Origin of the sequence: Bacillus sp. FSL R10-2780 (assembly GCF_038006125.1) — a bacterium.
Taxonomy (GTDB): domain Bacteria; phylum Bacillota; class Bacilli; order Bacillales; family Bacillaceae_G; genus Bacillus_A; species Bacillus_A cereus_U.
In genome coordinates, this window is the sequence record NZ_JBBOUQ010000004.1 from 1 (window position 1) to 24,496 (window position 24,496).

Sequence of the window (24,496 nt, forward strand, 5' to 3'; positions counted from 1 at the left end):
CTAGGATTGAAATCTTTTCGTACAGCTAAATCTATTCTTTCAGGAATAGAAGCGATGCATATCATTAAAAAAGGCCAACTTATTTTACGGGACAAGTCTGTCCAAAATGAAGTGAAGTTTATTCATCAACTATTCGGAATGGCTGCATAAGAATAGATTCCATTAGGCATCTATATACCTCTTTCAAATAAATACAATCTTTGCACCAGAACCCCAAAAACTAAAAGTTTTGAAATCTTTTTATAAAAAATAAAAAAGGTGAAGGACCAATATGTTCCTTCACCTTTTCCTATAAATGCATTACTAATTTAAATTCAAGCCATATGCCCTTGAGCCACGTTTATGTTTGTAAATCTTTGCGCCAGAGTCGTTTCCGTACCCCTATTGATTCACTTCTTTTGCTACAAGAGCAGCATATGCTTCTGCACCTGTTTTCGTTAAATGTACGCCATCTGGTTCAAAGTACGCCTTATTTCCAGCACTTGCTGAATACCAATCAACTAACACCACATTTTTGTAAGATGATGCTGCTTCTTTTAACTTCTCATTCACCAGCGATTCCCACGGACGTGGTACCCTCGTATTGATTAATATAATTTTACGTTCATTCCCGATTACTTCAATTAATGATGCTAATTGCTCCTTGGTAAAGGCTCCATTTGTACCTAATCCAATAATGACATGACTTCCTAAGTTCCCCTCATTCTTTAGCTGTTCCACAGCAGAGATTGCCTGTGACATTTGCCTTCCTATTTTCGCATCAATCCTAATATTAGGAAAAGCACTTTTTAAATACGGAGCAATATCAATCATGATTGAGTCTCCTACAGCTGTAACTGTTAGAGGATCTTTAGGCTGTGCGGGATTCTCTTCTTTTTGTTCTTCTTTATTTTGAGGTGGTTCATCGGCTGGTTTTTCCCAAACTGCAACTGGATGTTTAGCCTGTTCTTCTTGCACTGCTTCCACCTTTTCTTTTTGAGGATTCTCCTTTTCTTTACTAGCTGTTGTTAATCCAAAAGTAGCTATCGAAGAAATGCATACTGCACATATTAAAGCTAACTTACCACTTAAAGTTAAGTTTCTTATTTTCAAGTTCTTAATCCGAATATTCTTCAATGCGCCTTTTCGTATTGGATTTTCAATAAACTTCCACGAAATTTGTGCAACAATTATAATAAGAAGAAATTGAAGAATTGCTCTTGTAGACGAAAACTCCCCAGCATTTACCTTCGGAGTCGTCAATGTAATAATCGGATAATGCCAAAGATATATCCCATATGATCGTACCCCCATCCAACGCAGTGGTCTAAATCTCAAAAATTGTGCGATTCTGCTAGCCGGATGAGCGAGGTTAGCGACTAACAAGGCAGTAGCCAGTGATAAAAGAACCATTCCCCCACGGTATAGAAACGGCTCATATTGATTCGTCTTCCAAAACATAATGAGAATGATGATAAGAGCAAGTCCCCCAATGACATCAAGAATTAGACGTGCTTGCGGAATAATTTTATTCGCAAGCCTACTGCTTGGCCAAATTAAGGCAAGTGCCGCTCCAATTAGTAAAGAAAAAGCCCGTGTATCAGTACCGTAATAAATTCTACTCGGGTCAGAGCCTGGCTCATATAGGATTGCCATTGCTAAAGCGGAAGCAATCGCTCCTAGACAAATAAATAAGATCATGCGTGATTGTTTTTTTATGTAATAAAACCCCAAACTAATAACGAATGGCCAGACCACATAAAATTGTTCCTCAACAGCTAACGACCAAAAGTGATTTAGCGGGGAAAGCTGACTAAAGCTATCAAAATAAGATAATTTATGATAAATATACCACCAATTACTAAAATATAATAAAGCAGCTAGTGAGTCTCCTCGCATTTTTACAAGTAAAGAACTATGAAAAATTGTAATCCATGCTAAGGTGACGATGAGCATGATAAGCATTCCAGGAAGTAATCTCCTTGCCCTACTGAGCCAGAATTTCTTCAGGTCAATTCTCTTATTATTCTTCCATTCTATAGCCAGAATATCTGTAATTAAATAACCGGAAAGTACAAAGAATACAGTGACACCTAAAAATCCACCGGGCATCCAATTAAAATTGATATGATACAAAATGACACCTAGTATGGCTAGGCCCCTTAGACTGTCCAATCCAACCATATAGCGACTATTTTTCTTTAATGGTTCGGGCATTCACAGTCCCCCCCTATATTCATCTGAAAATTACGCAAATACTTTTACTATAAAAACCTATTAATTTCATTCTCTCTAAAAAGTATGAACTATTTCCAAAATATAAAGATTACAAAACTCTTTAACAAAGAAACTTACTTTTTATGATTAGATACACAGCAACTAGAATTTTATCACGGTATCTAGTTTCATAAAATAGTTTTTGCACCAGAACCGCCAAGATACCTATCCAACCAAAAGCATTTTCAACAAACCAAGGTAAAAATGGCAGGGCTGAAGAAAATATAAATAGATTCAAAACTAGAAGAAATAATTGTATGAAAGATAATCTTATATGTAGTTGTTTCATTTTGTTACACCTCCGATATCATACAAATTTAATTATGTCTTATTTTTTAATGGTGGTCATTTTTGTACAGCAAAGAATTCTCAAGGCTTCATAGCATGATTTCAATTGAGTAAAAATATCTATGTTTTATTCAGTCTCAAAGAATCGAATTGGCAAGCAATAATAGGGAGTATACCTAAAAAAACTAAAATGGATCATAACATGGAAAATAAACTCAGTCCATGTCATGACCCATTTTTATACGTATAGGCTAACTTTTCAAACTATCATTATGTTATTACATTTTATGTCCCCACTGGTCAAAGTGATAATCTTTACCATCAATTTTAAACCAACCGTCTGAATAAAGGGAACCATCTTCTCTAGCACAATACCAAAGGTATCCGTATGCAAGAGGGAAAGGTCTATATCCACCACCAACTTGGAACCATCCTGTTTTAGCTGCCCCATTTTCATCGAAGTAATAATATTTATTATCGATCGTTTGCCAGCCCGTTTGTGCTACGCCGTTATTGTCAAAATGGTATAGCTTACCATCGATTTTTTCAAATCCTGCGCGATTAACTGATCCATCTTCATGAAAATAATATTTTTTTCCGTCAATGTTTTCATAAGCATTGAACGTGTAATTGCGACCATTTGTGAAATAGTATCTTTTACCGTCTATCATTTTCCAACCGGTATAGAAAATTCCATCTTCTAAACTATAATATTCCAGTAGTTGTTCACTTTTGTTGAGCCCTGTTTTATAAAGCGAACCGTCATGCTTAAATGATAATATTTTGTTGTCCAACTCAACATTAACAACGCTGTCTATAACTTTTCCATTTAGATCAGAAACTCTCTCAAGCACACCTTTGTCGGAAAAGTGAAGGATAACCCCTCGATCTTCTATACGTACTTCCTTTTTATTTACATTGTAATTTTGGAAGTAATAAATTTTACCATCTACTTCTTTTAGACCTTCTTTAACGAATGCTCCAGAAGCATCGGCATAGGAATCTCCCTCCCAGGTTGATCGTTGTAAAACACCATCATCATTAAAGTAGTAGTATTTATTCTCAATCTGTGAATCACTTCCATTTCCAGCAACCATGTAGCCATAAGGCGCTGAGAAATAATAAGTCTTCCCCTTAATTTCTTGCCAGCCTGTCAAAATGACTCCTTCAGCATCTGTAAAGGAATACCCATCACCTCGGTTTATCCAACTGTTCTTTATCACGTTTCCAGAGGAATCTTTTGCAATCCATTTAGTAGAATCTTTTTCATCAGCTATAGCCTGTACTTCATCATACTTCTGTCTCTCATTTTCTTTACCCGGATACCACTCTATTAACCAATTGTTAATTTCATTGTTGCTTTTATCATCGAAACGAATTTCAGATTTGAAACTCCAATCCGTAGCGAATCCAGAAATATACTGATTACCAGCTAAACTTACTCCATTCTTGTTATTCAAACGGAACTGAAATTTACCATCGTTAGAATTTCCTATCTGAACAAGTTCAAACACTTCATCATCGCCAAGCAAATCGGAATATTGAAGTCCGTTTCCTTCTTTTCCTGAAAGATATTTTGAACCTGTTTTTACGATTACTTTATTCGTTCCTTTTTTATAAGGGATAATTTGATAAGGTTTACCGTCATTTAGTGTAATGAATGGCAGTGCCATAGATGTCTCTAGGACGTTAGTACGCTCCGCCAATATATCAGATAATCGATCATAAAAATCTGCACGAGCTTTAGGATCATTATTAACATAGTTGTTAAGGACATCTTTATCTACTGGCTTTGAAGTCAATGTTATCAATCGTTTTTGCTCATCTGATAATTTATTTGCTATCTGATCAAATAGGTAATCTGAATTTCTAGCAATCACCGTCCAATCGCCAAAGGAGTCACCGGAATATTTTTTGTAAAGTGGACCAAGAAATCTTGGGTTTTTACCAGCTGCTTTTTCTACAAATGCATGTTGGCCCTGATTTATCACAACTCCGGTCTTTCCTTCATCTAATTGTGCTTGTGTAATGTAAAGAAGATCGTGTTCTGAGACATTTGCTGCATTAGGGTTTAAATCTATAATTGCTCCTGCGTCAGTAATTTTAAGCTGCTGCCCAGATTTTAGTTGATGAGTTTCAATTCTTCCATTTGGATAGCGTACTTTAACTTGTTTAATAAAATTCAAATCACCTTGTGTATGATACATGGAAATATTAAATTCCCCAGATGTAAAACTAGGAGCCTGGTAAGTTTCATTTTCTGCATATACATCAATGTGAGTGCCTGGGTCTCGATCCCCAGGGGCTAGTCCAAGCGTTTCATAAGTGTTTGCTACAGCACCTAATACAGTAATACCTATATCTACTACTGCACCTATCCCTGCGCTAGCCTTATTTTCTGCTACAGGAGCCATAGAAAAAAGAATACCTAGTGCTGCTGTTGCAGAGATTACCTTCTTTCCAATTCCTACAGGGAGGATCTTTTTTACCCTTTTTGTTGCTTTTCCATTCATAATGTCATTCCTCGCTTTTTATTTGTTTTTTATCTACATACTTCATCCGAATTTCATTTTCGGAAGTTCAGTTTAATTTAAATACCTTTCAAATCCCTTTCATAAATGTTACAAAAGTCTTTCAAAGCCTTATTTCTTTTCTGAGGTAACAGGAAGAGTAAACCAAAATTCACTTCCTTGTTTACCATCTGAACGATCTTGCACACCAATTTCACCTTTGTGCATTTCAATTAACGATTGTGCAATGGCTAATCCAAGTCCGGACCCTCCAGATTGTGAACTTCTTGATGGATCTGTTCTAAAAAAGCGTTCAAATATGCGCAGTTGATCACTATAAGCAATGCCTTTTCCTTCATCACGTAAAATGAATTGAACATGCTGCTTCTGCTTATTTTCCTCTATAATTAACTCGATTGCTCCACATACTGGAGAATATCGAATCGCATTATGTAACAAATTACTGATAACCCGTGCTATCTTACAAGGCATAATCCAGAGTTTAGGCAATGTATCAGAAACGCGTAATTGTAAATGGATCTGTTTTTCTTTTAATAAAATAGAATGCGAATCTAGCACTTCTAATAGAATACGATCCATATGTGTAAAACTTGGATAAAAATCTTCTTGTCCAAGTTCCAACTTAGAAAGATCAAATAAATCATTGATAAGTCCACTTAATCTTTGTATTTCTTTATGGATTGTCGTTAAGCACTGCGCCTTCATTTCGGGATTCTCAATTACATCATCTTGTAATGATTCTATCATCAACTGTATGCTAGCTATAGGTGTTCGTAAATCATGTGAAATATTCGCAATAAGCTCTGTACGCGCTTTCTCTCCTTCTTCTAACTGAATAAACCCTTCCTCTAAATTTTTAGCCATTTGTTGAAAAGCAGTCGCTAATTCTTTAAACTCTTGTGGTCCATACCCAATCCTATACATCGTTCCAAATTGTCTATCACTATATTGTTTTGTTAATGCAATTAAATTTTGAATCGATTCCGTAATAGGGCGTGTTAATATCCAGTAAATCATCGTTGAAAACGCCATTGCTACGATTACAATTCCTATAAATAATTGCGTTTGTTCTGGTCTAAGTAACATTTTCATTTCGCTATACCAAATAGCAATTAGCATAATACTGGTGCTTAATATATTCATCAATAATAATTGATTTCGTAATTTCATATTGTAGTTCCCCCTTGTTGTAACATAAAACGAATATCAGTAAACCCATCTTATCTTAAACATCTTTCAATTTTCTTTCAAAACTGTAACAAAATTCTTTCAAGAGTATCACTAAAGATCAAAAGGCTGGATTGAAATTGCGAAGCTCACCTTAAACCAAAATTAAATTAATATTTTCATAGCATACCCACAGAAACCTTTTTAAAATTCATTGATTTAAACACAGAAGAAATAGGGTTCTGGTGCAAAAACTATAAGATTTATGTAACTAATCTCTGAAACTTGGACATACTGATACTAGTACTCTAAAAAAGGACCTGATCAGTATGGAAAAGCAAAACCTATTCAAGTGGAAACATTATCAGCCTGAACTAATCTTATTAACAGTAAGGTGGTACCTACGGTACAATTTGAGTTTCCGTAACTTGGTGGAAATGATGGAGGAAAGAGGATTATCCATTTCTCACACAACGATTATGCGCTGGGTTCATCAATATGGACCTCAATTAGAAGAGAAAGTACGACATCATCTAAAATCAACCAATGATTCATGGAGAGTCGATGAAACCTATATTAAAGTAAAAGGGCAATGGATGTATTTATATCGTGCCGTTGATTCAAAAGGGAATACCATTGATTTTCATCTAAGTAAATCAAGAGATAAACAAGCCGCCAAGTGCTTTTTCAAGAAAGCCCTGGCTTTTTCGTACGTTTCTAAACCTCGCGTGTTAACAGTAGATAAGAACCCTGCCTATCCTGTAGCAATTCAAGCGTTGAAAGAAGAAAATCATATGCCTGAAGGCATTAAGCTAAGACAAGTTAGATATCTCAATAATATAGTGGAACAAAATCATCGTTTTATTAAGAAACGTGTGCGTTCTATGTTAGGGTTCAAGTCTTTTGGCACAGCTACATCCATTCTTGCAGGAGTAGAAGCTATGCATATGATTAAAAAAGAACAGATTGATTTACGGGATCAGTCTGTTCAAAATCAGAAAGAATTCATCCATCAATTGTTTGGGCTAACAGCATAAAATACAATTCTGCTCGAAATATATGCGCTATATTCTCTTTTATTTTATCTTTGCACCAGAACCTGGAATAATCTCTTTATCCCACTCAAACCACTTCAGAAGGTGGCCAACCATAATTTTGAAGCCCAAAACAATAAACACCACCTTTTGAAGTGCTTCCTGTCGATTAGTCAGTTTTCAAAAATACAATTAAACAACCTGAATTCCATATTTATAGGAACTCACGTTGCTTCTTTTAACACTATTATCTTAGTATTTATAAACATACATATCTTTCTGGGGAAAGCATCTAGCAAAATTATATATCAATCAATAATATAAAAAGATCCCTTCTACCTTAAGGTAGAAGGGATCTTCTCATTTCTATTTCAAACTACCCGCAATCTCCGTAAAGATAACCCCAAGCGCATGTGCACCTGCATCAGGATAGCCTAAACTTCTTTCACCAACTGTACCAGCGCGGCCCATGCGAGCGACGATTTCTTTCGTATACTCTGCGCCTTTAACCGCTGCTTCTGCTCCTTTTTCAAAGGCAGTTTTTACGTCTACTTCGTTTGAAGCGCTATCTAACCAAGAGTCTACACATGGAGCAAGTGCATCAACAAGCGTTTTATCACCAACTACCGCTCCTCTTCCGAACGATCTTTCACCGATAGATTGTATACCTTGCAGTGCTGCTTGTAACATTTCAGCGAACTCTCCTATTGTTAACTCACGTTTTTCGCCTGCTGCTTTACTAGCTGCGCGGTACGCACCGCCCCAAATCGGACCAGAAGCGCCGCCGCAATGTTCCATAATAATCATAGAACAACCGTCAAGGAACGATCCGATCGTTACATTGTCTTGTCCTAAAATAGAACTCCACTCACGTTTTAATTGCTTAAATCCTTTTGCAACACTCATTCCGAAGTCGCCGTCACCTGCATGTGTATCTAACTCACAGAACGGTACTTCATTTTTAATAATGATGTCACTCATTTTATCAACGAGATAAACCATATTGTTTAATGTAATGACATTATCTTTCATAACAGCGTGCTCTTCCGCTGTTTCTATTTCAAAGGAAACTTCCTTCTCTTCTACATCTTCAAGCACATTAACATACTCTACACTTTCAACTGGTCCATCTACTTTAAACGCTGGTGTATTACACTCTTTCGATAGTAATGTTTTTAGCTCGTCATCTAATTTCATTACTGTTAAAGACATACCTGCCATATCAATACTCGTCATATAGTTACCGACGAATACTCTATTAATTTTAATGTTTCTAGCAGCTAATTCTCTCGTAACTGCGTTGTTAAATAGGTAAAGTTCTTGCAGTGGTGTTCCGCCAAAACCATTTACTAGAAGCGCGATTTCCTCGCCATCTTTTACTCCTAAATCTTTCATTAAATCATTTGTCATACGGTTAGCTAATTCATCAGCTGACAGCATTTTTTCACGCTTAATTCCTGGTTCACCGTGAATACCTACGCCGTATTCCATTTCGTCTTCCGCAAGTGTAAAAGTAGGTGATCCGCTCGCTGGAACTGTACAAGAAGTTAACGCTAAACCGATTGTACGCACGTTAGCAGCTGCCTTTTCAGCGATAGCTTTCACCGCTCCCAAATCCATACCTGCTTCCGCTGCTGCGCCGGCAATTTTATGAACGAAAATAACTCCCGCAACGCCGCGGCGTCCTACTGTGTACAGACTATCTTCTACCGCAATATCATCGTCCACTTTTACGTAGTCTACTTCAATTCCATCTTCAGTCGCTAAATGCGCACCGTTTTTGAAATTCATAATATCACCGCTATAATTTTTAATAATTAATAACGTACCTTTTTTACTTGCCGTCTCTTTAATCGCTTGATATACCTGAATTTGTGAAGGAGAAGCAAACACATCTCCGCACACTGCCGCATCTAACATTCCTTTTCCAACTAATCCTGCATGTGCTGGCTCATGACCACTACCACCGCCGCTAATTAACGTTACTTTATTTTCGTTCATTTCTTTCTTCTTAATCACTTTATATTTTTTCAAAAACTCAAGCTCTGGATGAGCCATCACCATTCCGTTGCACATTTCCATTACTAATGTTTCTGGTTTGTTTATAATCTTTTTCATTGTGATTCTCCCTCAATTCCTTTAATATATTGTGATATATTTGAAATCTTCTTCTTACTACTCATGTTAAAATGAAAGCGTTTTATAGTAAACGGACAAAAAGGACAATCTGTCTAAAGACACCGCTCTCATTTATAGATAGGATTTTTATATTAGGCTATTTTCGTATAGATTGTTGCTCTCTTGAAAATACTGATTATGGTTGAATATAATGCATTTTCAGGAGGCGTTCAATAATGTGGAGATACGTATTATTTGGATAGTTACCTCTACTGGTATCGTTGGCTTGAGTTACATAAAAACTTAGCATTTGAAAATCGAGTAGAGCAAATGCTTATTTCAGCTTGTCAAAAATCTAACTATTTCACAGTTGAAGCATTAAGAAAAGATAAAAAGCATCATTAATCAGATGCTTTTTAGGTAGATTCCGTGGTTTATTGTTATGTAACTAACGGAGCAGTTTAGTTGAATAAGAAAAAAAGATTAATGCGTATTTGACTTAAAATGCGATACAAAATGAACTGTACAAGGATGACAATTCATTTAATAGGTAGGTATTATTTCACATTCTTTAGAGGGTAAATTACCTTGTTATAAAAAAATCTTTCCCATTTAGCTAACAAACCGTTCCCATTTTCACCACGTTGAATTTCAATTTCGTGGTTTTTATGACATTCTGCTATTCGTTTATTATGCTCTTTGTGCAAATGATGGAGAGCTACTTGTTTCATTATTATCCCTCCTTTCGATTAACCATAATTATATATCCTGGGTTGATTATAGCAAAGTATTCTACACGTTTTGTAGATTAAATCTGCCTTTTAGTTTTAACAGCAACAATCTTTGAGAAAACAGCCTTATATTACTAACATTCTAGGGATGATTAAGATGACCTCTTCTATAATTTCTAAAAAGATAATCGCGAATTCATTGAAACATTTAATGGAAACAGAGTCGTTTCATAAAATATCAGTGAGCGATATTATGTTACACTGTCAAATGCGTAGGCAAACTTTTTATTATCATTTTAAAGATAAATTTGAACTATTAAGCTGGATTTATAGAGAAGAAACGAAAGAAAACATTATAGACTTTCTCGACTATGAAACATGGGAAAATATTTTCGATTTATTATTTGATTACTTTTATGAAAATCAAAAGTTTTACCGAAATGCATTTAAAGTCATTGAGCAAAACTCGTTTAATCACTATTTATTTGAGCATACGAAAAACTTATATATGAAGATTATTGATGAACTATCCATGAGCTGTAGATTAACTCTTTCTATTGAAACAAAAAATACGATTGCCTCCTTTTATAGTCACGGCTTCGTTGGAACGATAAAAGATTGGATTGAAAGTAAATGTGAAGTAGATCCATCCATTATGTCTTCTCTCATGAAAAATATGATAAACAATCAATTACTACTTTTACTTGAGCAATCAGCAAAGTAATCATAAGGTGGCAAAAGCAATGAAAAAGATTATGAATGATGTAGAAAATATTGTTCAAGATATGCTGCATGGCTTTTATTTTGAACATAACGACAAAGTAAACTATGACGAAACACATAACATCATTTATGTAAAAGATATCGAAAAAATGAAGCAAAACGTTGTCCTTATAAGCGGCGGTGGTAGCGGACACGAACCTGCTGATATAGGTTATGTAGGAAAAGAAATGCTTACAGCGGCAGTAAACGGAAGTATCTTCACTCCGCCTACAGTCGAACAAATTGCAGCGGCAACTCGCCTCATACCAAAAGATAAAAGTATTTTATTCATCATTAAAAACTTTAAAGATGACGTAGAAAACTTTTTAGCTGCAGAACAAATCGCCAAAGAAGAAGGAAGACAAATTGACCACATCATCGTAAATGACGACGTTTCAATTGAAGATGATGCTTCTTTTAATAAAAGAAGACGCGGCGTAGCGGGCACTATTTTCGTTCAAAAAATATTAGGTGCAGCCGCTCTTGAAGGTCACTCTTTAGAAGAACTAACAGCACTTGGGCAAGCTGTCATCAAAAACTTACACACATTAGGAGTCGCCCTTTCACCTGCAAATGATCCAGTACAAGGAAAAGCTTCATTCACATTAAACGAAGATGAAGTGTTTTACGGCGTCGGCATTCATGGCGAAAAAGGTTACCGCAAAGAAGCACTATCCTCTTCTGAAATATTAGCCATCGAACTTATGAACAAACTAAAAAGCATTTATCGCTGGAGAAAAGGAGACAACTTCGCCATCCTCATTAACGGACTCGGTGCGACACCATTAATGGAACAATACATTTTCGCAAACGACATTCGCCGTTTATGTGAGCTGGAAGGCTTACAAGTTAAATTCGTAAAGGTTGGTACCCTTCTCACTTCTTTAGATATGAAGGGTGTTTCGTTAAGTTTGCTTAAGGTAGAAGATTTGGATTGGGTGAAGTGGTTGAAGGCGGATGTTGGAGTGAGTAGTTGGTAACAAATTTGCAATTTATCCACCAGTTCCCACAATCCAATACATGAAATGTCGTTATCCAGTCGGAGGAAGGCACCTTAGGATGTCTTTTCTTTATTTTCAAAAGGACCTGCTCAATTATTGCGTAAAAAACATAAAGTAATTTGAATCCGTTAAAATACATGAGTGTACCCTTGTTTTCCCCTCTTAATTAAAGGAGGAACTATTATGGGATTTGGTGGTAGTTGTGGCGGAAGCTGCGGTTTTTCTGGAGGATTTGCTTTATTAGTAGTATTGTTTATTTTATTGATCATTGTTGGAGCTTCTTGCTTCTGCTAAAAAACTATCGGAAAAGACACTCTTATATGGGTGTCTTTTCTTTGTAATAAAAAAGCTCTCCATAAAGGAAAGTTTTTAGGTTTATACATTCAAGTCATCCAAATTAGTTATTTACACAACACTTTATCACTTTCGGTCTTTAGTGTGGTGTGACATACACATAATCCTTCCGCTACACAAAGTTGCTCAACTAACTTTAATTCCTTAGATCCAAGACTTATATAATTAAAACACACATCATCATTAAATTCATTTTCTTAAATCAATAGTTAGCTCATCTGTAATCTGCTCAAGATGGAAAAATCTTTTTATATAATGGATATCTGACCACTTTTCTTCCCCACCAATAACAAATAATTCTTGCGCATCATACATAAATGAAAAGCTTGGATAGAAACTATCAGCCTTTAATCCAATCTCCCCAGTATTATTGCTGATAATCTTACAGCCCGCTGAATAACTTAATACCGTATAGAGGGAATCTTGTGCTGATTGGAAGAAATACTTCATAAGTGTAGTTATATCATCACTATTAGTAATTAACACGTTAAAAAAGTTCGTATCCCTTTTCTTATTAGTAAAAACCAGCTCAAACGGGAATTTATTCTCTTCTAAAAACCCTTCAATAAAGTCCCTACACAAATAAGTTTCAAATAACATATACATAGGAAATTTGTTAATTACGCCTATAAATCCTTTAATGATTTCTTCAAATCCTTTATGCTGATTCCAATTCGTTCCCACACCCATCATAATAGGATAATTTAAATAGATAGGATAAGGTGATAACCCTTCATCATTTAACATATACACTCGTTTTCCATCTGTATGAAGAGCAGATTGAGACTCTTTTAGTAAGTATTGAGATAATTGAACACGTAACACATTTACACCTACCTATCTTAATAGCTTTTAGAAGCACGCCCCATATTGAACTTTATACCCTTGAGCACAACACATAATGATGCCCTGTATCTTTACGGAAATGCCATACATTAAATGCACCATTATAACCTTTTCCAGTTGTTTTATGAACTAATTTGCTATATTTATATTATCTGACAGTATCTTAATCACCTCATTGGAGGATTATAGGTCTTCCAAATACAGCTGGATAATAAATTAACATCACACCTACAAGTGAGCAAACTACATAAAAAACAGCCTCGTAGTACTTTAACCGATGAAGCATATATAAAATCATAGTTATGAGTGTCTCATAAGATTTGTCTCAAAACGAGGTGATATTTTGCGGAAAATCGGTTATATTCGTGTCAGTTCGACTAGGCAAAATCCTTCAAGGCAATTTCAGCAATTGAACGAAATCGGAAGGGAACAAATAATCATTCCTTATTCCTTAAAGGACCATTTAATGGAGTACAGGGCAGGAATATTTTGTGGGGAAGTCGAAGTTGTTTTATCGTATAGCAACTACGGTATCGAATTTTTGAAACTATTTGAACATGATGGCATTCACGAAATAAGGTTCGCGAATATTCCAATAGTAGAGGGTTTACGAAGTGTTGTTCGTTAACAAGATGCTATATGACATACCCGAAAACCCAATTTCACATTTTCCTATACTGTGACTTTTCTTTGTTATCATGAATTGCGACAAAGTGTTTTTTGTTTGGAAGGAATTTGTAACAGAATAATTATGAAGATGATCAGATAATAAATTTTTACACATAAGGAGATAAAACTATGGCAAAAAACAAATTACTAAGAATGGACAACGTTGGCATTGTTGTAGAATCCCTTGATGACGCAATCTCTTTCTTCGAGGAGATTGGCTTGAACCTCGAAGGGCGAGCCACTGTCGAAGGTGAATGGGCTGGCCATGTAACGGGACTCGGTTCTCAGTGCGTAGAGATTGCTGTGATGGTTACCCCAGATGGCCACAGCCGAATTGAACTTTCGCGATTTCTCACCCCACCTACTATAGCAGATCACCGGACTGCTCCTGTAAACGCCCTCGGTTATCTACGCGTCATGTTCACCGTTGAAGACATTGACGAAATGGTATCCAGACTTATTACTAAGTATGGTGCTCAGCTCGTTGGCGAAGTTGTTCAGTACGAGGACTCGTATCGTCTCTGCTACATTCGTGGAACCGAAGGACTTCTAATCGGTTTGGCGGAACAACTCGGTAACAAATAAGTAAGTGATGTTTTATAAACAGCTTTTAATGAAATATACATTACTGAAGTGAAAATTGAAACAGAAAAGCAGTGTAAAGTAACTCGAAGAAATCGGGTACGTCATATAACACAGCATTCACGCTGCGATTTAAAGAAAATTCTTATTCAATAAAAGGGCGCCTTTCCGAAGTAACGAAAAAAGTCCAATTTCTTAATACCGAGAAATCGGACTTTTTAATATTGTAAACTCCTTAACGTTGTAAATCCGCATTTTCCTGACGCTAAGGAAATGTCACTTATTAAAAAAGCCGATTTCCATCTCAAGGAATCGACTTCTTTAGTTATTCTTAATGAACTAACGCATGCGTTAGTTGCATAAGTAAGAGGTTTGAAAAAATAGCCTGTATATATTTGAATGATGAATAACTTACCTATTTTCTTGTGTTTGCACCATATACAGAAAATCGAGAAAAACGTAACATATTATTTATCTGTTTGTTTTTGCTTCTTTTTCAAATACTCCGCACGCAATTTTTCAAGTTGCTGCTTTTTATCAAATTTGGCAGGCGTCTGTTTTTCATGAAACTTTGCCACAGCTGCCTGACCTTTGTAATCCAATTGATATTTTCCCACTTTGTTCACCTACTTTTCTTGTCTTTAAAGAGAATCTATTCAACAAATATACTATACCTTATTTTACTGAAGTAAACCTTATTATTTTATTAGTTGCAAAGTCTTTTTACTACTTGTTTTAAAAAATCTACATCCCCAATATTTCCCTCCAAAAAATCACCCGTTAGTTTAATAAGGTAACTTCACAATCTCAATAGAGTAAAGCCTATTGGTACATAATCAAATCACCTTTAAATTAGACTTCATAGTGTCTCATAAGACTTGTATCAAAATGCTTATCGTTGTAAATGCGCATTTTCCTGACGCTACCCCATATATGACGTACTATAATCATTCTTGCTATCAATGGAATTTAAAGAAGATGACTCCTGTTGGCATACAGAAATCATCTTCTTGAGGTTGCCTAACTTTTTTAGAATGTCCTTTACAAAGGGTATAGATCCAGAGCACCTCCTTCCTACTTAAGGGGATCACATATACCTTCTTCCCTCAAAATCACCAAATCCCATTTACAAATCTATAAAAGTAGATATAATATCCTTATGGAACCTTTATTAATTTATAAAGCATTGTCAAATGAAACAAGATGTCAAATTTTATCATGGTTGAAAAATCCAGAAAACCATTTCGATGAAAAGCCTTATCTAGAACAAGGCCTTAACTTTCAAGTTGGAGTATGTGTAGGAGATATCCAGCTTAAAACTGGCTTAGCCCAATCGGTTATTTCTAGTTATTTATTAACTATGAAAAAAGCAGGCTTACTAGAATCTGACCGAATTGGAAAATGGACATACTATCGCCGAAATGAAAAAACAATACGAGAGTTTTCTGAATACGTCCAAAACGAATTATAAAATGAAAGCTAATAATCAATCTGCATATCAATTGATTATTAGCTTTCACACATTCTGCTTTTTACAGGTGTCCAATTACTTTTTTATAAAATTGCACTACCTATAAAAGCAAGAAACATAGAAAGGAGAAAATTTTTTAACATATCATATCTAGTTATTTAGATATCTGTTATTGTATTTCGAATTACATAGTCCTGATAATATTGGCATCCAATCATGCTTGTAATAATGCTTCTTTGTTAATGAATTTACTTTCAAAATACTGATACGAATGGAGAGTTTTATAAATGAAAAGAGTAAATCCTTTACTTATTCTGACACTCGCAATAGGTGTGTTCGGAATTATTACTACCGAGATGGGTATTGTCGGCGTATTACCACAAATCACTCAAAAATTCGGAATTTCAACTACACAAGCTGGATTTTTAGTGAGTATATTTGCACTAGTTGTTGCTATTTCTGGTCCGTTTTTAATTCTGCTCGTCTCTAGTATTAATCGCAAAATAATTTTATTAACAGCAATTTTCATATTTGTTATTTCAAATATAATCTACGCTTATACAACACAATTTGAAATCATGCTTATTTTTCGTATTTTACCGGCAGCGCTTCATCCACTCTTCTTTTCAATCGCTCTTGTAACAGCTGCTAAACTTGTCCCTCCAGAAAAGAGCGGTCAAGCAGTTACAAAAGTTTTCATGGGAATTACTGTTGGCTTTGCTTTAGGTGTACCATTAACCTCTTACCTTGCAGACCAATTTTCACTCGAAATTGCTTTCTTATTCGGAGCGTTCGTTAACACACTTGCATTCATTGGAATACTAATCCTACTTCCTTCTATGCCTGTTAAAGAAAAAATGTCTTTCGGCAAACAAATTCGTATACTCGGCAAACCTGGATTATGGTTAAATATTTTAACCGTCACATTCCTTTTTGCAGCCATGTTTTCCGTATACAGCTACTTCGCCGAGTACCTTGCAAAAGTAACTTCCATGAATGGATCTCTCATCAGTATCATGCTATTCATATTTGGTATAGTTATGATTTTAGGTAATCATTTATTTGGTGGTCTCCTGCAAAAAAGCATAATAAATACCGTAATATCATTCCCTATTCTATATTCTGTTGTTTACATATTGGTTTATTATTTAGGTTCCTACCTTGTTCCAATGATTTTTATCGTATTCATTTGGGGAATCGTACATGCTGGTGGATTAATTGTTGGCCAAACATGGTTAATAAGCGAAGCAAAAGAAGCACCTGAATTTGGTAATAGTCTATTCGTTTCGTTCTCAAATCTCGGAATTACTCTAGGAACAACTATTGGAGGCTGGTTCATTTCAAACCTAGGTATTCACCAGCTTATTTGGAGTGGATTTATATTCACACTACTCTCATTTCTATTAATTATAGTAAAACTAAAATTTTTCAATTCAAATAGCCAGGCTTCATTATCAAGCTAGTACATTTTCAGTTTCAAATTTGATAAAAAAACATTATAAATTCTTCTCATAAGATTTTATAAAGTGACAAGTATAATGCTCAAAGCCTTTAGCCATAATTACGACTAAAGGCTTTTTTGTATATAAAGTGAAACTTTAATCAGTGGGGGTTTTGTTCACCCCCCCACTGATTATTAGCCTTCACCAATCGGGCGTTTACGGGCAGTTTATCTCCCACCTAACTTCTTTGCTTCACCTGAATTTTGAGGTGGGAGATAAACTGCCCACAAATAGCGGGATAAAAATAAATCTAAAAGGAGCTAGTTTTATGGAACATAATCAAAATGGAGTACTTGCTTTAATTGTTTTGTTTTTAGGATTATTGTTTTTTGTTAGTGGAATGGTTTATCATTTATGGGGTTCTTATTAATGGTATGATTGTAATTATCGATATAGCATATTTCCAAAAACAACTTAACATGGTAAAATAATATTCGGACGGGAGTCCAATATTATTAAAATTAAGATGGTTCAAGTCGGAGAAAGGCACCTTAGGGTGTCTTTTCTTTATTTTCAAAAGGACCTGCTCAATTATTGCGTAAAAAACATAAAGTAATTTGAATCCGTTAAAATACATGAGTGTACCCTTGTTTTCCCCTCTTATTAAAGGAGGAACTATTATGGGATTTGGTGGTAGTTGTAGTAGTTGTGGCGGCGGCTTTGCTTTATTAGTTGTATTGTTTATTTTATTGATCATTGTTGGAGCTTCTTGCTTCTGCTAAAAAACTATTGGAAAAGACACTCTTATATGAGTGTCTTTTCTTTGTAATAAAAAGCTCTCCATAAAGGAAAGTTTTTAGGTTTATACATTCAAGTCATCCAAATTAGTTATTTACACAGCACTTTATTTCTTCGCATCTCTCATGCTGTAATATCCTAAATTAATTATAATCAAGAAATACCCACCCATAATTCCAGCTGCAAATGTCCACATGAAATCATGGTGTTCAATTTCATACATAATAATCGCACCAAGTATCGCGGCTGCAAATCGATTCATCATTCCAAGCATCGGTGCTTTTTTATATTTGTAATTTTGAATAACCAAACATAATCATCAAACAAATTCCATATAGACCCATTACTGGTTAAAATGTTATAATTAAATCACCCTACATAGTTACTCATGTTCAGGATGAGTAACTAACGTCTTATTAAGTAATGCGCATAACTTAAATAAAAAAGACACTTCACAGTGTCTTTTTTATTTACATCAAGTTTCCTTTTAATTCCAAAACCAATATAATAAGGTGCACCATTTAATACATATAAAGAAAAATATAGATTTATCAAATCATTATGGCACCCATAAAAGTACTTCTATTTTGGAGGAACACAATATGAACAAAAAGTTATTAACAACATTATTATGTAGCACATTCTTGTTTGGATTATCAGCTTGCAGTTCACATGATACATCTAGCAGTAACACGAAAAACGAACAGGAGACTTCTAAAGAAACAAAAAATGATGAGCTTAGCAACAAGGATCCTCAAAAAGAGCTTCCCACCCATGAAGATTCTTCTGGTGTATACATATCAATAGGCTCTGTCGATTCATTAGATGTTATAGGTAATGGAGAAGTTAAAGCACAAGGTGTATTTAAAGTATTAGACGTCAGAGTACATAATGGTCACGAGGAACCCATTACACTAAATAGCAACAACTTTAAATTAATTGACGGTACCGGAAGAGAATATCACATTTCTAATGAATTTCAATTAGTACTTAAAGCTGCAAATACCGCTACATTTAAATTTGGTGTTCTTAATCCTAGTGAAAATTTGGAAGGGAACATTGTATTCGATGTACCGAAAAAGACGCAAGGATTAACTTTGAAAATTAATGGAGATATGTTGGATAAAGGGATCGAGTTAAAGGTGGAATAGTCAAAGAAAATACAAACCGCCTATCACAACTTATACTAACATAACAAAAAGTACAGCCTCTGTATTAACTACAGTAAACTGTACTTTTTCATTTGTGATTTTGTATAACTCACTATAACAAGATTCCTTAATTCTTTTGAGAAGATGCTCTCCAATCACGAAAAGATGTTGGAAACCCAGAATGTCCGCGTTGCTTTGTAACAGCTGGTTTTTCTTCAGGAGTAGTTGATTTTTCTTCAAGAATAGTCAAAGCTGTTTGCATTTTCTCCAACTGCTCTCTTAATGCTTGCTGCTCAATCTTTAAATCCGTAAGTAAACGTAATATCATCTCAGAATTAGCCATAACGATCTCCTTTCCCCCAATGCACAGAATAAAATACCATATGTAATAAGCGTAATACTCGTGACAAAAATAAGGTCGTCAACTCTCTTAAAATACCGAGTACTTTTATTTTTCAAAAGGACCTGCTCAAGTTTATCCGTAAAAACATAAAGTGAAATAAATCCATTAATATATGGACTTTATGGAAGGAGGCGTTAATATGGGCTATGGTGGTAGTTGTGGTGGAGGCTGTGGTTTTGGCGGTGGATTCGCCTTACTTGTTGTGCTCTTTATCTTATTAATCATCGTTGGAGCTAGCTGTTGGGGCGGCGGAATCGGCTGCTAATAAGAGGCACTCTTGAGAGTGTCTTTTTTTATTTCTCAATATGCAACTAACATATGTGGGACCGCCACATGCCCATCAAGCTAAGGTTTTAGATCAACCCCAAAACGAGAATTCTATTCATTTTTGACTATTGATAAGTGAGGGATGTTAACTACAAAACCTCTGACAGCCGTTTCATAATATCAGATATCTCATCTGTCATTTTATCTGTAAGAATGATAATTTTCGGTTCTTTATAAGATGGGTCAATCGACACTTCAAACTTCACTTCACCACTTCCCTTTCGCTCGCTCTAAATATAAAAGCTATTTAAGTTACTGTAAATGGATTTTCGATAATCGGTCGTTTTCACACGATAACTGGTCAAAATACGAATATAGCCATTCTCTTTAGACGCTGCAGGAACACATTCTCCTTATTCACAATAAAAAAGTACACGAAGACGGGCACTCTGTGTACTAATCCAATATATGTATTTCTTAATAAAAATCGTTTTTGAAAATTTCTCCATATAGGTAAATAGCCTGTATAAAGGGCCTTATGACATTCAAAAAAACTATATCTTTACGAAAAGCTTTACCCTATTAATCAAAAGAACTTTTTTCTATTTCTATTATACATAAAGTGAAACTTTAATCAGTGGGGGTTTTGTTCATCTCCCACCTACCGTTGGATTATCGTCCTTCACACATTTGAGGAAGGCGACTTCTTTCGGATAATGCGTTAATTTTTATTAAACAAGCATGGACAAGTATACAAGATAAGTGAATTGATTTGAATATAAATAATTATATTAATTTTCAAAAAAGGGGGTGAATCATTTTGAACTCATATTTTTCAAAATCGAAGGGATGCTGCTGTCATGGGATTTTGCCTGCTCTTCCACCTGCTGTTCCCCCGACTCTAGCTTTTTCACCAGCTTATCGTAACTTCTGGCAAAATACATTTGTTACGGTACCTAATGGAGAGAACATTCCATTTAACAATCAAAGTGTAGCTAGCGCAGGAAGAATTGTTCTACTTCCTCCTACTACGATATCCATTCCAGTAGCTGGAGATTATGAAATTAACTATGTAATTACAACCGCTAATATAACAAGCACAGGTTCAGAACAACAAGTAACTGCTATCCTGAACGGAGTGCCAGTTCCTAATTTCCAAACATCTTTTGGTACAATAACTAATACCGGAGAAGCATGTGACCAATTTTCAGGAACAGCTATTTTAAGAGTACCAGCTAACTCAACTTTTTCATTAAGAAATACAAGTCTTTTTGGACGTTCTCTAGCTCTTTGTAATCTAGTTGAAAGTGGCGCAGCACTAAATATTAAAAAATTAAGTTAAAATCTTTTAAAAAGGCTAGAAAAAACAGCTTTTCTATTGGTCATTGGAGTCTGTGTAGTAATAGAACCTGAACTAAAAGCCCCTTCAAATCTGAAGAGATTTGAAGGGGCTTTAACAATACAGAGACACATCTTTTTAGTAGTTTGAATGTTGTCCTATAGTTTCTGATGATGTGTTGACATAAATTATACCCACTTAATACCCGAAATATATTTTATTTAAAGGCCTGAGGGTTATGGTTTATAGCTTTAGACATCCCGTGATTCATATCAATTAGTAAGCTTTCGTACATTTCCTGATCGATTTGCCCCTTTTTTAATGCCAAATCCATTTGTTTTTGTTGTTGAATTGCGAAATAATGAATTAATTTCGATTCACTTATTCCTCTTCTAGATGCAAACGTGGCTAAAGTTACCCCTTTTTTCATAGCATTCGTATATTCTTGTGAAGTTACTTTTAAAAAATGCAAAAGTGCTGGTTAATCTACGATAAATGTAAACTCCTGTCCTTCTTTAGCGTAAGTTACAGGACTTTTAAAAGTCAAACAGGCAATAAAAAAACAAAAACATAATAACCAAACTGTTTTCTTCATAAACTCATCTCGCCTTCCTTTAAGTTAAATGGATAATATAGTTTTATCCATTGTAGTAGAAAACACTCTATATTCTTACTTTATGCTTTACAATTATTTTGCATTTAACAAGCATACTGCTGCTGGTACATACTGCATGGATGGTCCCAAAGTTTGTGTCGCGAGAAACGTTGGTTTTTTCCTAAATTCCAAAAATATTATCAAAGCGCAATATAGTGGTTTGCCAACTATGAAAGCCACTGTCACAAGAAAACAGTAGGCTTTTATTTTGTTATTTAGAAAGATTAGAACAGGGATTATTCTTTGCACTAATCAACATTTTAAAATTGACATAGCACTTCATGCACCATATACTGTTAACAACAGTATACTGTCATTAACAGTATATATTCCAATTCACTCTAGGAGGTATATTCATGAAACATACAGGAAGACACACAGGTGCATTTCTTTTGTTATTTTTAGCAGAAGGTGATAACTATGGCGGGCAGCTACTTCAGAAATGTGAAGAAGAACTTCCGGTCAATCCAATCGATAGTGCCATCCTTTACCGCACGCTGAAGAAATTAGAAAACGAAGGTGCTATTGAATCTTATGTAAGTACATCAGTTCCAGATAAGCCGAGAAAGATGTACAAAATTACTACAGCCGGAAAAGAACAATTAGCAGATTTTCAAATGGATATTGAGGAAAAAATGAAAAACTTATCATTTTTCTTAGACAAATATAAAGACTTAAAGGAATCTAATCATGATTAATGGCGCTATCCTTTACACTTTGGCCATTGTTCTTACGGGGATTTCTTTTATGAAGGATCGGAATAAAACGAAAGCTGCCCTATTAAAATCATGGAAAATATTTCGAAACCTCCTCCCTGCCATGCTCTCCATTATGCTTTTCGTCGGACTATCACTTTCTATCTTAACACCGTCCTTCATCTCTTCTATCATTGGAGAACAGTCCGGATTTTTAGGTATTATTTATTCAGCAATACTCGGATCTGTGGCACTCATTCCAAGCTTTGTCGTGTTCCCACTTGGTAATACGTTAATACAGCACGGCGCAGGGCTTCCTCAAGTTGCGGCACTCATGTCTACATTAATGTCAGTAGGAATGACAACCTTGCCAATGGAACAAAAGATATTCGGACGAAGCTTTGCTTACGCTCGTAATGCATCTGCATTACTCATGTCACTCCTATTCTCATATATCATTTGGGTGGTGATGGTATGAATGAACTAAAAAGATATCGCTTCTTTTTCATATTACTGTTTGGGCTCCTCTTATTAACTTTTATAAACCAATCTTTAGGATGGAGCGCATTACAATTAACGGGGAATAGCATTTTAGATATGCTGTTTCTACTCCCCCCTGTCCTAGTATTTGTAGGGTTACTTGATCAGTGGGTGAAGAAAGAAACGCTAATGAAATACATGGGAGAAAAGTCCGGCATATATGGCATCTTATTTTCTCTATTATTAGGCGGAATTGCAGCTGGTCCCCTCTATGTTGCCTTTCCGATTACAGCACTACTATTAAAAAAAGGCGCAAGTATTAGATACATCGTATTTTTCTTAGGCGTTTGGACAACTGCAAAATTACCAATTATGGTGTATGAATTTTCTTCATTTGGAGCTACCTTTACACTCATTCACATTTGCTTTGGTCTATTGTTCTTCTATGTAATGGGCATTATTTTTGAAAAATTTTATGATCAACAGCAATTGTTGCAGTATGATATAACGAAAGAAATGTAAAAAGACATCTCGTAAAGATGTCTTTTTTATATGAATCTACAATTTCTTAAAAAAGCATAAAATCCCCGTTGCTTTTATGTTCTTTTAAGAATAACGATACAGATTAATCCGAATGTAAACGACCCTTGGAATCCCGATGTTAAACCGTTTAACTCCTCTACTGGGTCCATTGGATTTGCTGAGATTTCCATATACTTAGTTGTTCCTGAAGACATTTTCGAGAAATTTTACGTTTAGAGACAATTGTTACCGTATGACGTTACAAAAATATATATTTTTAAAAAATCTTACATTTCTTGATTTTCCCTATTGTATTTTTGAATATTAGAATGTAAAATATTTCAATGTACTACATAATATTGGGAAAAGGGAGAAATTCATGAAAAAATTATTAGTTTCAGCAACAGCGTTCACACTTTTAACTGTGGGGTACAGTTCTTCTGCATTTGCAGCAAAAAATCCAAACGATAAGAACTGCGGTCACTTCAACAACAAACAAGAAGTTATGGAGTTCTGGCATAGCAATGGATATAGCGCAACTAACGATCCTCACGATCTAGACCGTGACAACGATGGCTTACCTTGTGAAGTGAAAAAAGGGGATTATGACCAATTTATAGCTAGTAAACAAACTACTAAACAAGAAGAAAACAAACCACAAGAACAAACTAAACAAGAAAATACTAAGCAAGAACCTGCTAAACAAGAAAACAAAAAGCAAGAACAAACTAAAACTCAAACAACTGCAAAAGAAACAAAGAAAGACACAAATACAGCTGTGAAACAAGAAAACAAAAAACAAGGCGAAAAATTGCCAAACACAGCATCAAATGGTGTTACAATGATGTTAGCAAGCTTAGGTTTAGCTGCAATTGGATCTGTATTAATGTTCCGTCGTAAAAAAACAAACGCGTAAAATAATTCCTTTAAAGGA

Annotated in this window: 25 protein-coding genes and 6 pseudogenes; 19 read left to right on the plus strand and 12 right to left on the minus strand. The window is 35.1% G+C overall.

Annotated features, from left to right (window positions below; genetic code table 11):
- A pseudogene (locus tag NSQ47_RS27210) lies at positions 1-150 on the plus strand (IS6 family transposase); the annotation flags it as partial.
- A 231-nt stretch (positions 151-381) separates the two neighbouring features.
- Here NSQ47_RS27210 and NSQ47_RS27215 read toward each other — a convergent pair.
- From NSQ47_RS27215 to NSQ47_RS27230, 4 genes are all read right to left on the minus strand, one after another.
- Positions 382-2,196: an acyltransferase family protein gene (locus NSQ47_RS27215; protein WP_033715676.1), complete on the minus strand. Its 1,815-nt coding sequence runs from the start codon at positions 2,194-2,196 to the stop codon at positions 382-384.
- Between the two features lie 121 nt (positions 2,197-2,317).
- Positions 2,318-2,545, minus strand: coding sequence for a hypothetical protein (locus NSQ47_RS27220; RefSeq protein WP_002201524.1), 228 nt, complete (start codon positions 2,543-2,545; stop codon positions 2,318-2,320).
- 277 nt (positions 2,546-2,822) lie between these two features.
- Positions 2,823-5,057 carry an N-acetylmuramoyl-L-alanine amidase family protein gene (locus NSQ47_RS27225; RefSeq protein WP_088045976.1) on the minus strand — a complete coding sequence of 745 codons (2,235 nt, stop codon included), beginning with the start codon at positions 5,055-5,057 and terminating at the stop codon, positions 2,823-2,825.
- A 129-nt stretch (positions 5,058-5,186) separates the two neighbouring features.
- Positions 5,187-6,245, minus strand: coding sequence for a sensor histidine kinase (locus tag NSQ47_RS27230; RefSeq protein WP_002201526.1), 1,059 nt, complete (start codon positions 6,243-6,245; stop codon positions 5,187-5,189).
- A gap of 326 nt (positions 6,246-6,571) precedes the next feature.
- Here NSQ47_RS27230 and NSQ47_RS27235 point away from each other — a divergent pair, with 326 nt between their 5' ends.
- Positions 6,572-7,279, plus strand: coding sequence for an IS6 family transposase (locus NSQ47_RS27235; protein ID WP_341038818.1), 708 nt, complete (start codon positions 6,572-6,574; stop codon positions 7,277-7,279).
- A gap of 363 nt (positions 7,280-7,642) precedes the next feature.
- Here the strand turns inward: NSQ47_RS27235 and dhaK are convergent, their stop codons facing one another.
- Positions 7,643-9,394, minus strand: coding sequence for a dihydroxyacetone kinase subunit DhaK (dhaK, locus tag NSQ47_RS27240; RefSeq protein ID WP_341038820.1), 1,752 nt, complete (start codon positions 9,392-9,394; stop codon positions 7,643-7,645).
- 246 nt (positions 9,395-9,640) lie between these two features.
- Here dhaK and NSQ47_RS27245 point away from each other — a divergent pair.
- Positions 9,641-9,799: pseudogene (locus tag NSQ47_RS27245) on the plus strand (IS1595 family transposase); the annotation flags it as partial.
- A 152-nt stretch (positions 9,800-9,951) separates the two neighbouring features.
- Here NSQ47_RS27245 and NSQ47_RS27250 read toward each other — a convergent pair.
- Complete coding sequence (locus NSQ47_RS27250) at positions 9,952-10,125, minus strand: hypothetical protein (RefSeq protein ID WP_165762884.1); 174 nt, start codon at positions 10,123-10,125, stop codon at positions 9,952-9,954.
- Positions 10,126-10,282: 157 nt separating this feature from the next.
- Here NSQ47_RS27250 and dhaS point away from each other — a divergent pair, with 157 nt between their 5' ends.
- The 3 genes from dhaS (at position 10,283) to NSQ47_RS27265 (ending at position 12,182) form a co-directional block, all read left to right on the plus strand.
- On the plus strand, positions 10,283-10,849 hold the full coding sequence (dhaS, locus tag NSQ47_RS27255) for a dihydroxyacetone kinase transcriptional activator DhaS (protein WP_002202924.1): 567 nt from the start codon (positions 10,283-10,285) through the stop codon (positions 10,847-10,849).
- A 19-nt stretch (positions 10,850-10,868) separates the two neighbouring features.
- Entirely contained in the window at positions 10,869-11,867 is a 999-nt protein-coding gene (dhaQ, locus tag NSQ47_RS27260) for a DhaKLM operon coactivator DhaQ (protein WP_341038823.1), read from the plus strand.
- A gap of 204 nt (positions 11,868-12,071) precedes the next feature.
- Positions 12,072-12,182, plus strand: a complete 111-nt coding sequence (locus tag NSQ47_RS27265) for a YjcZ family sporulation protein (protein WP_000505686.1) — start codon at positions 12,072-12,074, stop codon at positions 12,180-12,182.
- A gap of 249 nt (positions 12,183-12,431) precedes the next feature.
- Here NSQ47_RS27265 and NSQ47_RS27270 read toward each other — a convergent pair whose 3' ends face one another.
- Both NSQ47_RS27270 and NSQ47_RS27275 read right to left on the minus strand, forming a co-directional pair.
- On the minus strand, positions 12,432-13,067 hold the full coding sequence (locus NSQ47_RS27270; protein ID WP_341038825.1) for a hypothetical protein: 636 nt from the start codon (positions 13,065-13,067) through the stop codon (positions 12,432-12,434).
- Between the two features lie 193 nt (positions 13,068-13,260).
- Positions 13,261-13,353, minus strand: a pseudogene (locus NSQ47_RS27275) (VanZ family protein); the annotation flags it as partial.
- Positions 13,354-13,431: 78 nt separating this feature from the next.
- Here NSQ47_RS27275 and NSQ47_RS27280 point away from each other — a divergent pair.
- A pseudogene (locus NSQ47_RS27280) lies at positions 13,432-13,524 on the plus strand (resolvase); the annotation flags it as partial.
- Between the two features lie 362 nt (positions 13,525-13,886).
- Entirely contained in the window at positions 13,887-14,342 is a 456-nt protein-coding gene (locus NSQ47_RS27285; RefSeq protein WP_002159053.1) for a VOC family protein, read from the plus strand.
- A gap of 464 nt (positions 14,343-14,806) precedes the next feature.
- Here NSQ47_RS27285 and NSQ47_RS27290 read toward each other — a convergent pair whose 3' ends face one another.
- Positions 14,807-14,956, minus strand: a complete 150-nt coding sequence (locus NSQ47_RS27290; RefSeq protein WP_002069316.1) for a hypothetical protein — start codon at positions 14,954-14,956, stop codon at positions 14,807-14,809.
- 313 nt (positions 14,957-15,269) lie between these two features.
- On the opposite strand from NSQ47_RS27290, the pseudogene NSQ47_RS27295 reads away from it, so the two are divergent.
- From NSQ47_RS27295 to NSQ47_RS27310, 4 genes and pseudogenes are all read left to right on the plus strand, one after another.
- Positions 15,270-15,363 (plus strand): annotated as a pseudogene (locus NSQ47_RS27295) (IS3 family transposase); the annotation flags it as partial.
- 135 nt (positions 15,364-15,498) lie between these two features.
- Entirely contained in the window at positions 15,499-15,810 is a 312-nt protein-coding gene (locus NSQ47_RS27300; protein ID WP_002159054.1) for an ArsR/SmtB family transcription factor, read from the plus strand.
- Positions 15,811-16,097: 287 nt separating this feature from the next.
- Positions 16,098-17,273: an MFS transporter gene (locus NSQ47_RS27305; protein WP_341038828.1), complete on the plus strand. Its 1,176-nt coding sequence runs from the start codon at positions 16,098-16,100 to the stop codon at positions 17,271-17,273.
- 659 nt (positions 17,274-17,932) lie between these two features.
- Complete coding sequence (locus NSQ47_RS27310; protein WP_000505688.1) at positions 17,933-18,034, plus strand: YjcZ family sporulation protein; 102 nt, start codon at positions 17,933-17,935, stop codon at positions 18,032-18,034.
- 122 nt (positions 18,035-18,156) lie between these two features.
- Here the strand turns inward: NSQ47_RS27310 and NSQ47_RS27315 are convergent.
- Positions 18,157-18,342 (minus strand): annotated as a pseudogene (locus NSQ47_RS27315) (ATP synthase I); the annotation flags it as partial.
- Between the two features lie 310 nt (positions 18,343-18,652).
- On the opposite strand from NSQ47_RS27315, the gene NSQ47_RS27320 reads away from it, so the two are divergent.
- Positions 18,653-19,201 carry a DUF4352 domain-containing protein gene (locus NSQ47_RS27320; RefSeq protein ID WP_002159058.1) on the plus strand — a complete coding sequence of 183 codons (549 nt, stop codon included), beginning with the start codon at positions 18,653-18,655 and terminating at the stop codon, positions 19,199-19,201.
- A gap of 127 nt (positions 19,202-19,328) precedes the next feature.
- On the opposite strand, the gene NSQ47_RS27325 is transcribed toward NSQ47_RS27320, so the two are convergent.
- Positions 19,329-19,544 (minus strand): hypothetical protein, encoded by a 216-nt coding sequence (locus NSQ47_RS27325; protein WP_002159059.1) that lies wholly within the window; start codon positions 19,542-19,544, stop codon positions 19,329-19,331.
- 199 nt (positions 19,545-19,743) lie between these two features.
- On the opposite strand from NSQ47_RS27325, the gene NSQ47_RS27330 reads away from it, so the two are divergent.
- Positions 19,744-19,869, plus strand: coding sequence for a YjcZ family sporulation protein (locus tag NSQ47_RS27330; RefSeq protein WP_000540378.1), 126 nt, complete (start codon positions 19,744-19,746; stop codon positions 19,867-19,869).
- An 822-nt stretch (positions 19,870-20,691) separates the two neighbouring features.
- A complete protein-coding gene (locus tag NSQ47_RS27335) occupies positions 20,692-21,213 on the plus strand; it encodes a BclA C-terminal domain-containing protein (protein ID WP_341038832.1) in 522 nt (173 codons plus the stop codon).
- 214 nt (positions 21,214-21,427) lie between these two features.
- Here the strand turns inward: NSQ47_RS27335 and NSQ47_RS27340 are convergent, their stop codons facing one another.
- The gene (locus NSQ47_RS27340; RefSeq protein WP_341038834.1) at positions 21,428-21,640 is read right to left on the minus strand and encodes a hypothetical protein; all 213 of its coding nucleotides are present in this window, start codon (positions 21,638-21,640) and stop codon (positions 21,428-21,430) included.
- 581 nt (positions 21,641-22,221) lie between these two features.
- Between NSQ47_RS27340 and NSQ47_RS27345 the strand changes: the two genes are divergently transcribed.
- From NSQ47_RS27345 to NSQ47_RS27360, 4 genes are all read left to right on the plus strand, one after another.
- Positions 22,222-22,563 (plus strand): PadR family transcriptional regulator, encoded by a 342-nt coding sequence (locus tag NSQ47_RS27345; RefSeq protein WP_002159060.1) that lies wholly within the window; start codon positions 22,222-22,224, stop codon positions 22,561-22,563.
- Positions 22,556-23,038, plus strand: coding sequence for a hypothetical protein (locus tag NSQ47_RS27350; RefSeq protein ID WP_070146237.1), 483 nt, complete (start codon positions 22,556-22,558; stop codon positions 23,036-23,038). The genes NSQ47_RS27345 and NSQ47_RS27350 overlap by 8 nt, the downstream gene beginning before the upstream one ends.
- A complete protein-coding gene (locus NSQ47_RS27355; RefSeq protein ID WP_341038835.1) occupies positions 23,035-23,562 on the plus strand; it encodes a permease in 528 nt (175 codons plus the stop codon). Before NSQ47_RS27350 ends, NSQ47_RS27355 begins: the two co-directional genes overlap by 4 nt.
- 379 nt (positions 23,563-23,941) lie before the next feature.
- Positions 23,942-24,478, plus strand: a complete 537-nt coding sequence (locus NSQ47_RS27360; protein WP_341038837.1) for an excalibur calcium-binding domain-containing protein — start codon at positions 23,942-23,944, stop codon at positions 24,476-24,478.
- Positions 24,479-24,496 lie beyond the last annotated feature (18 nt).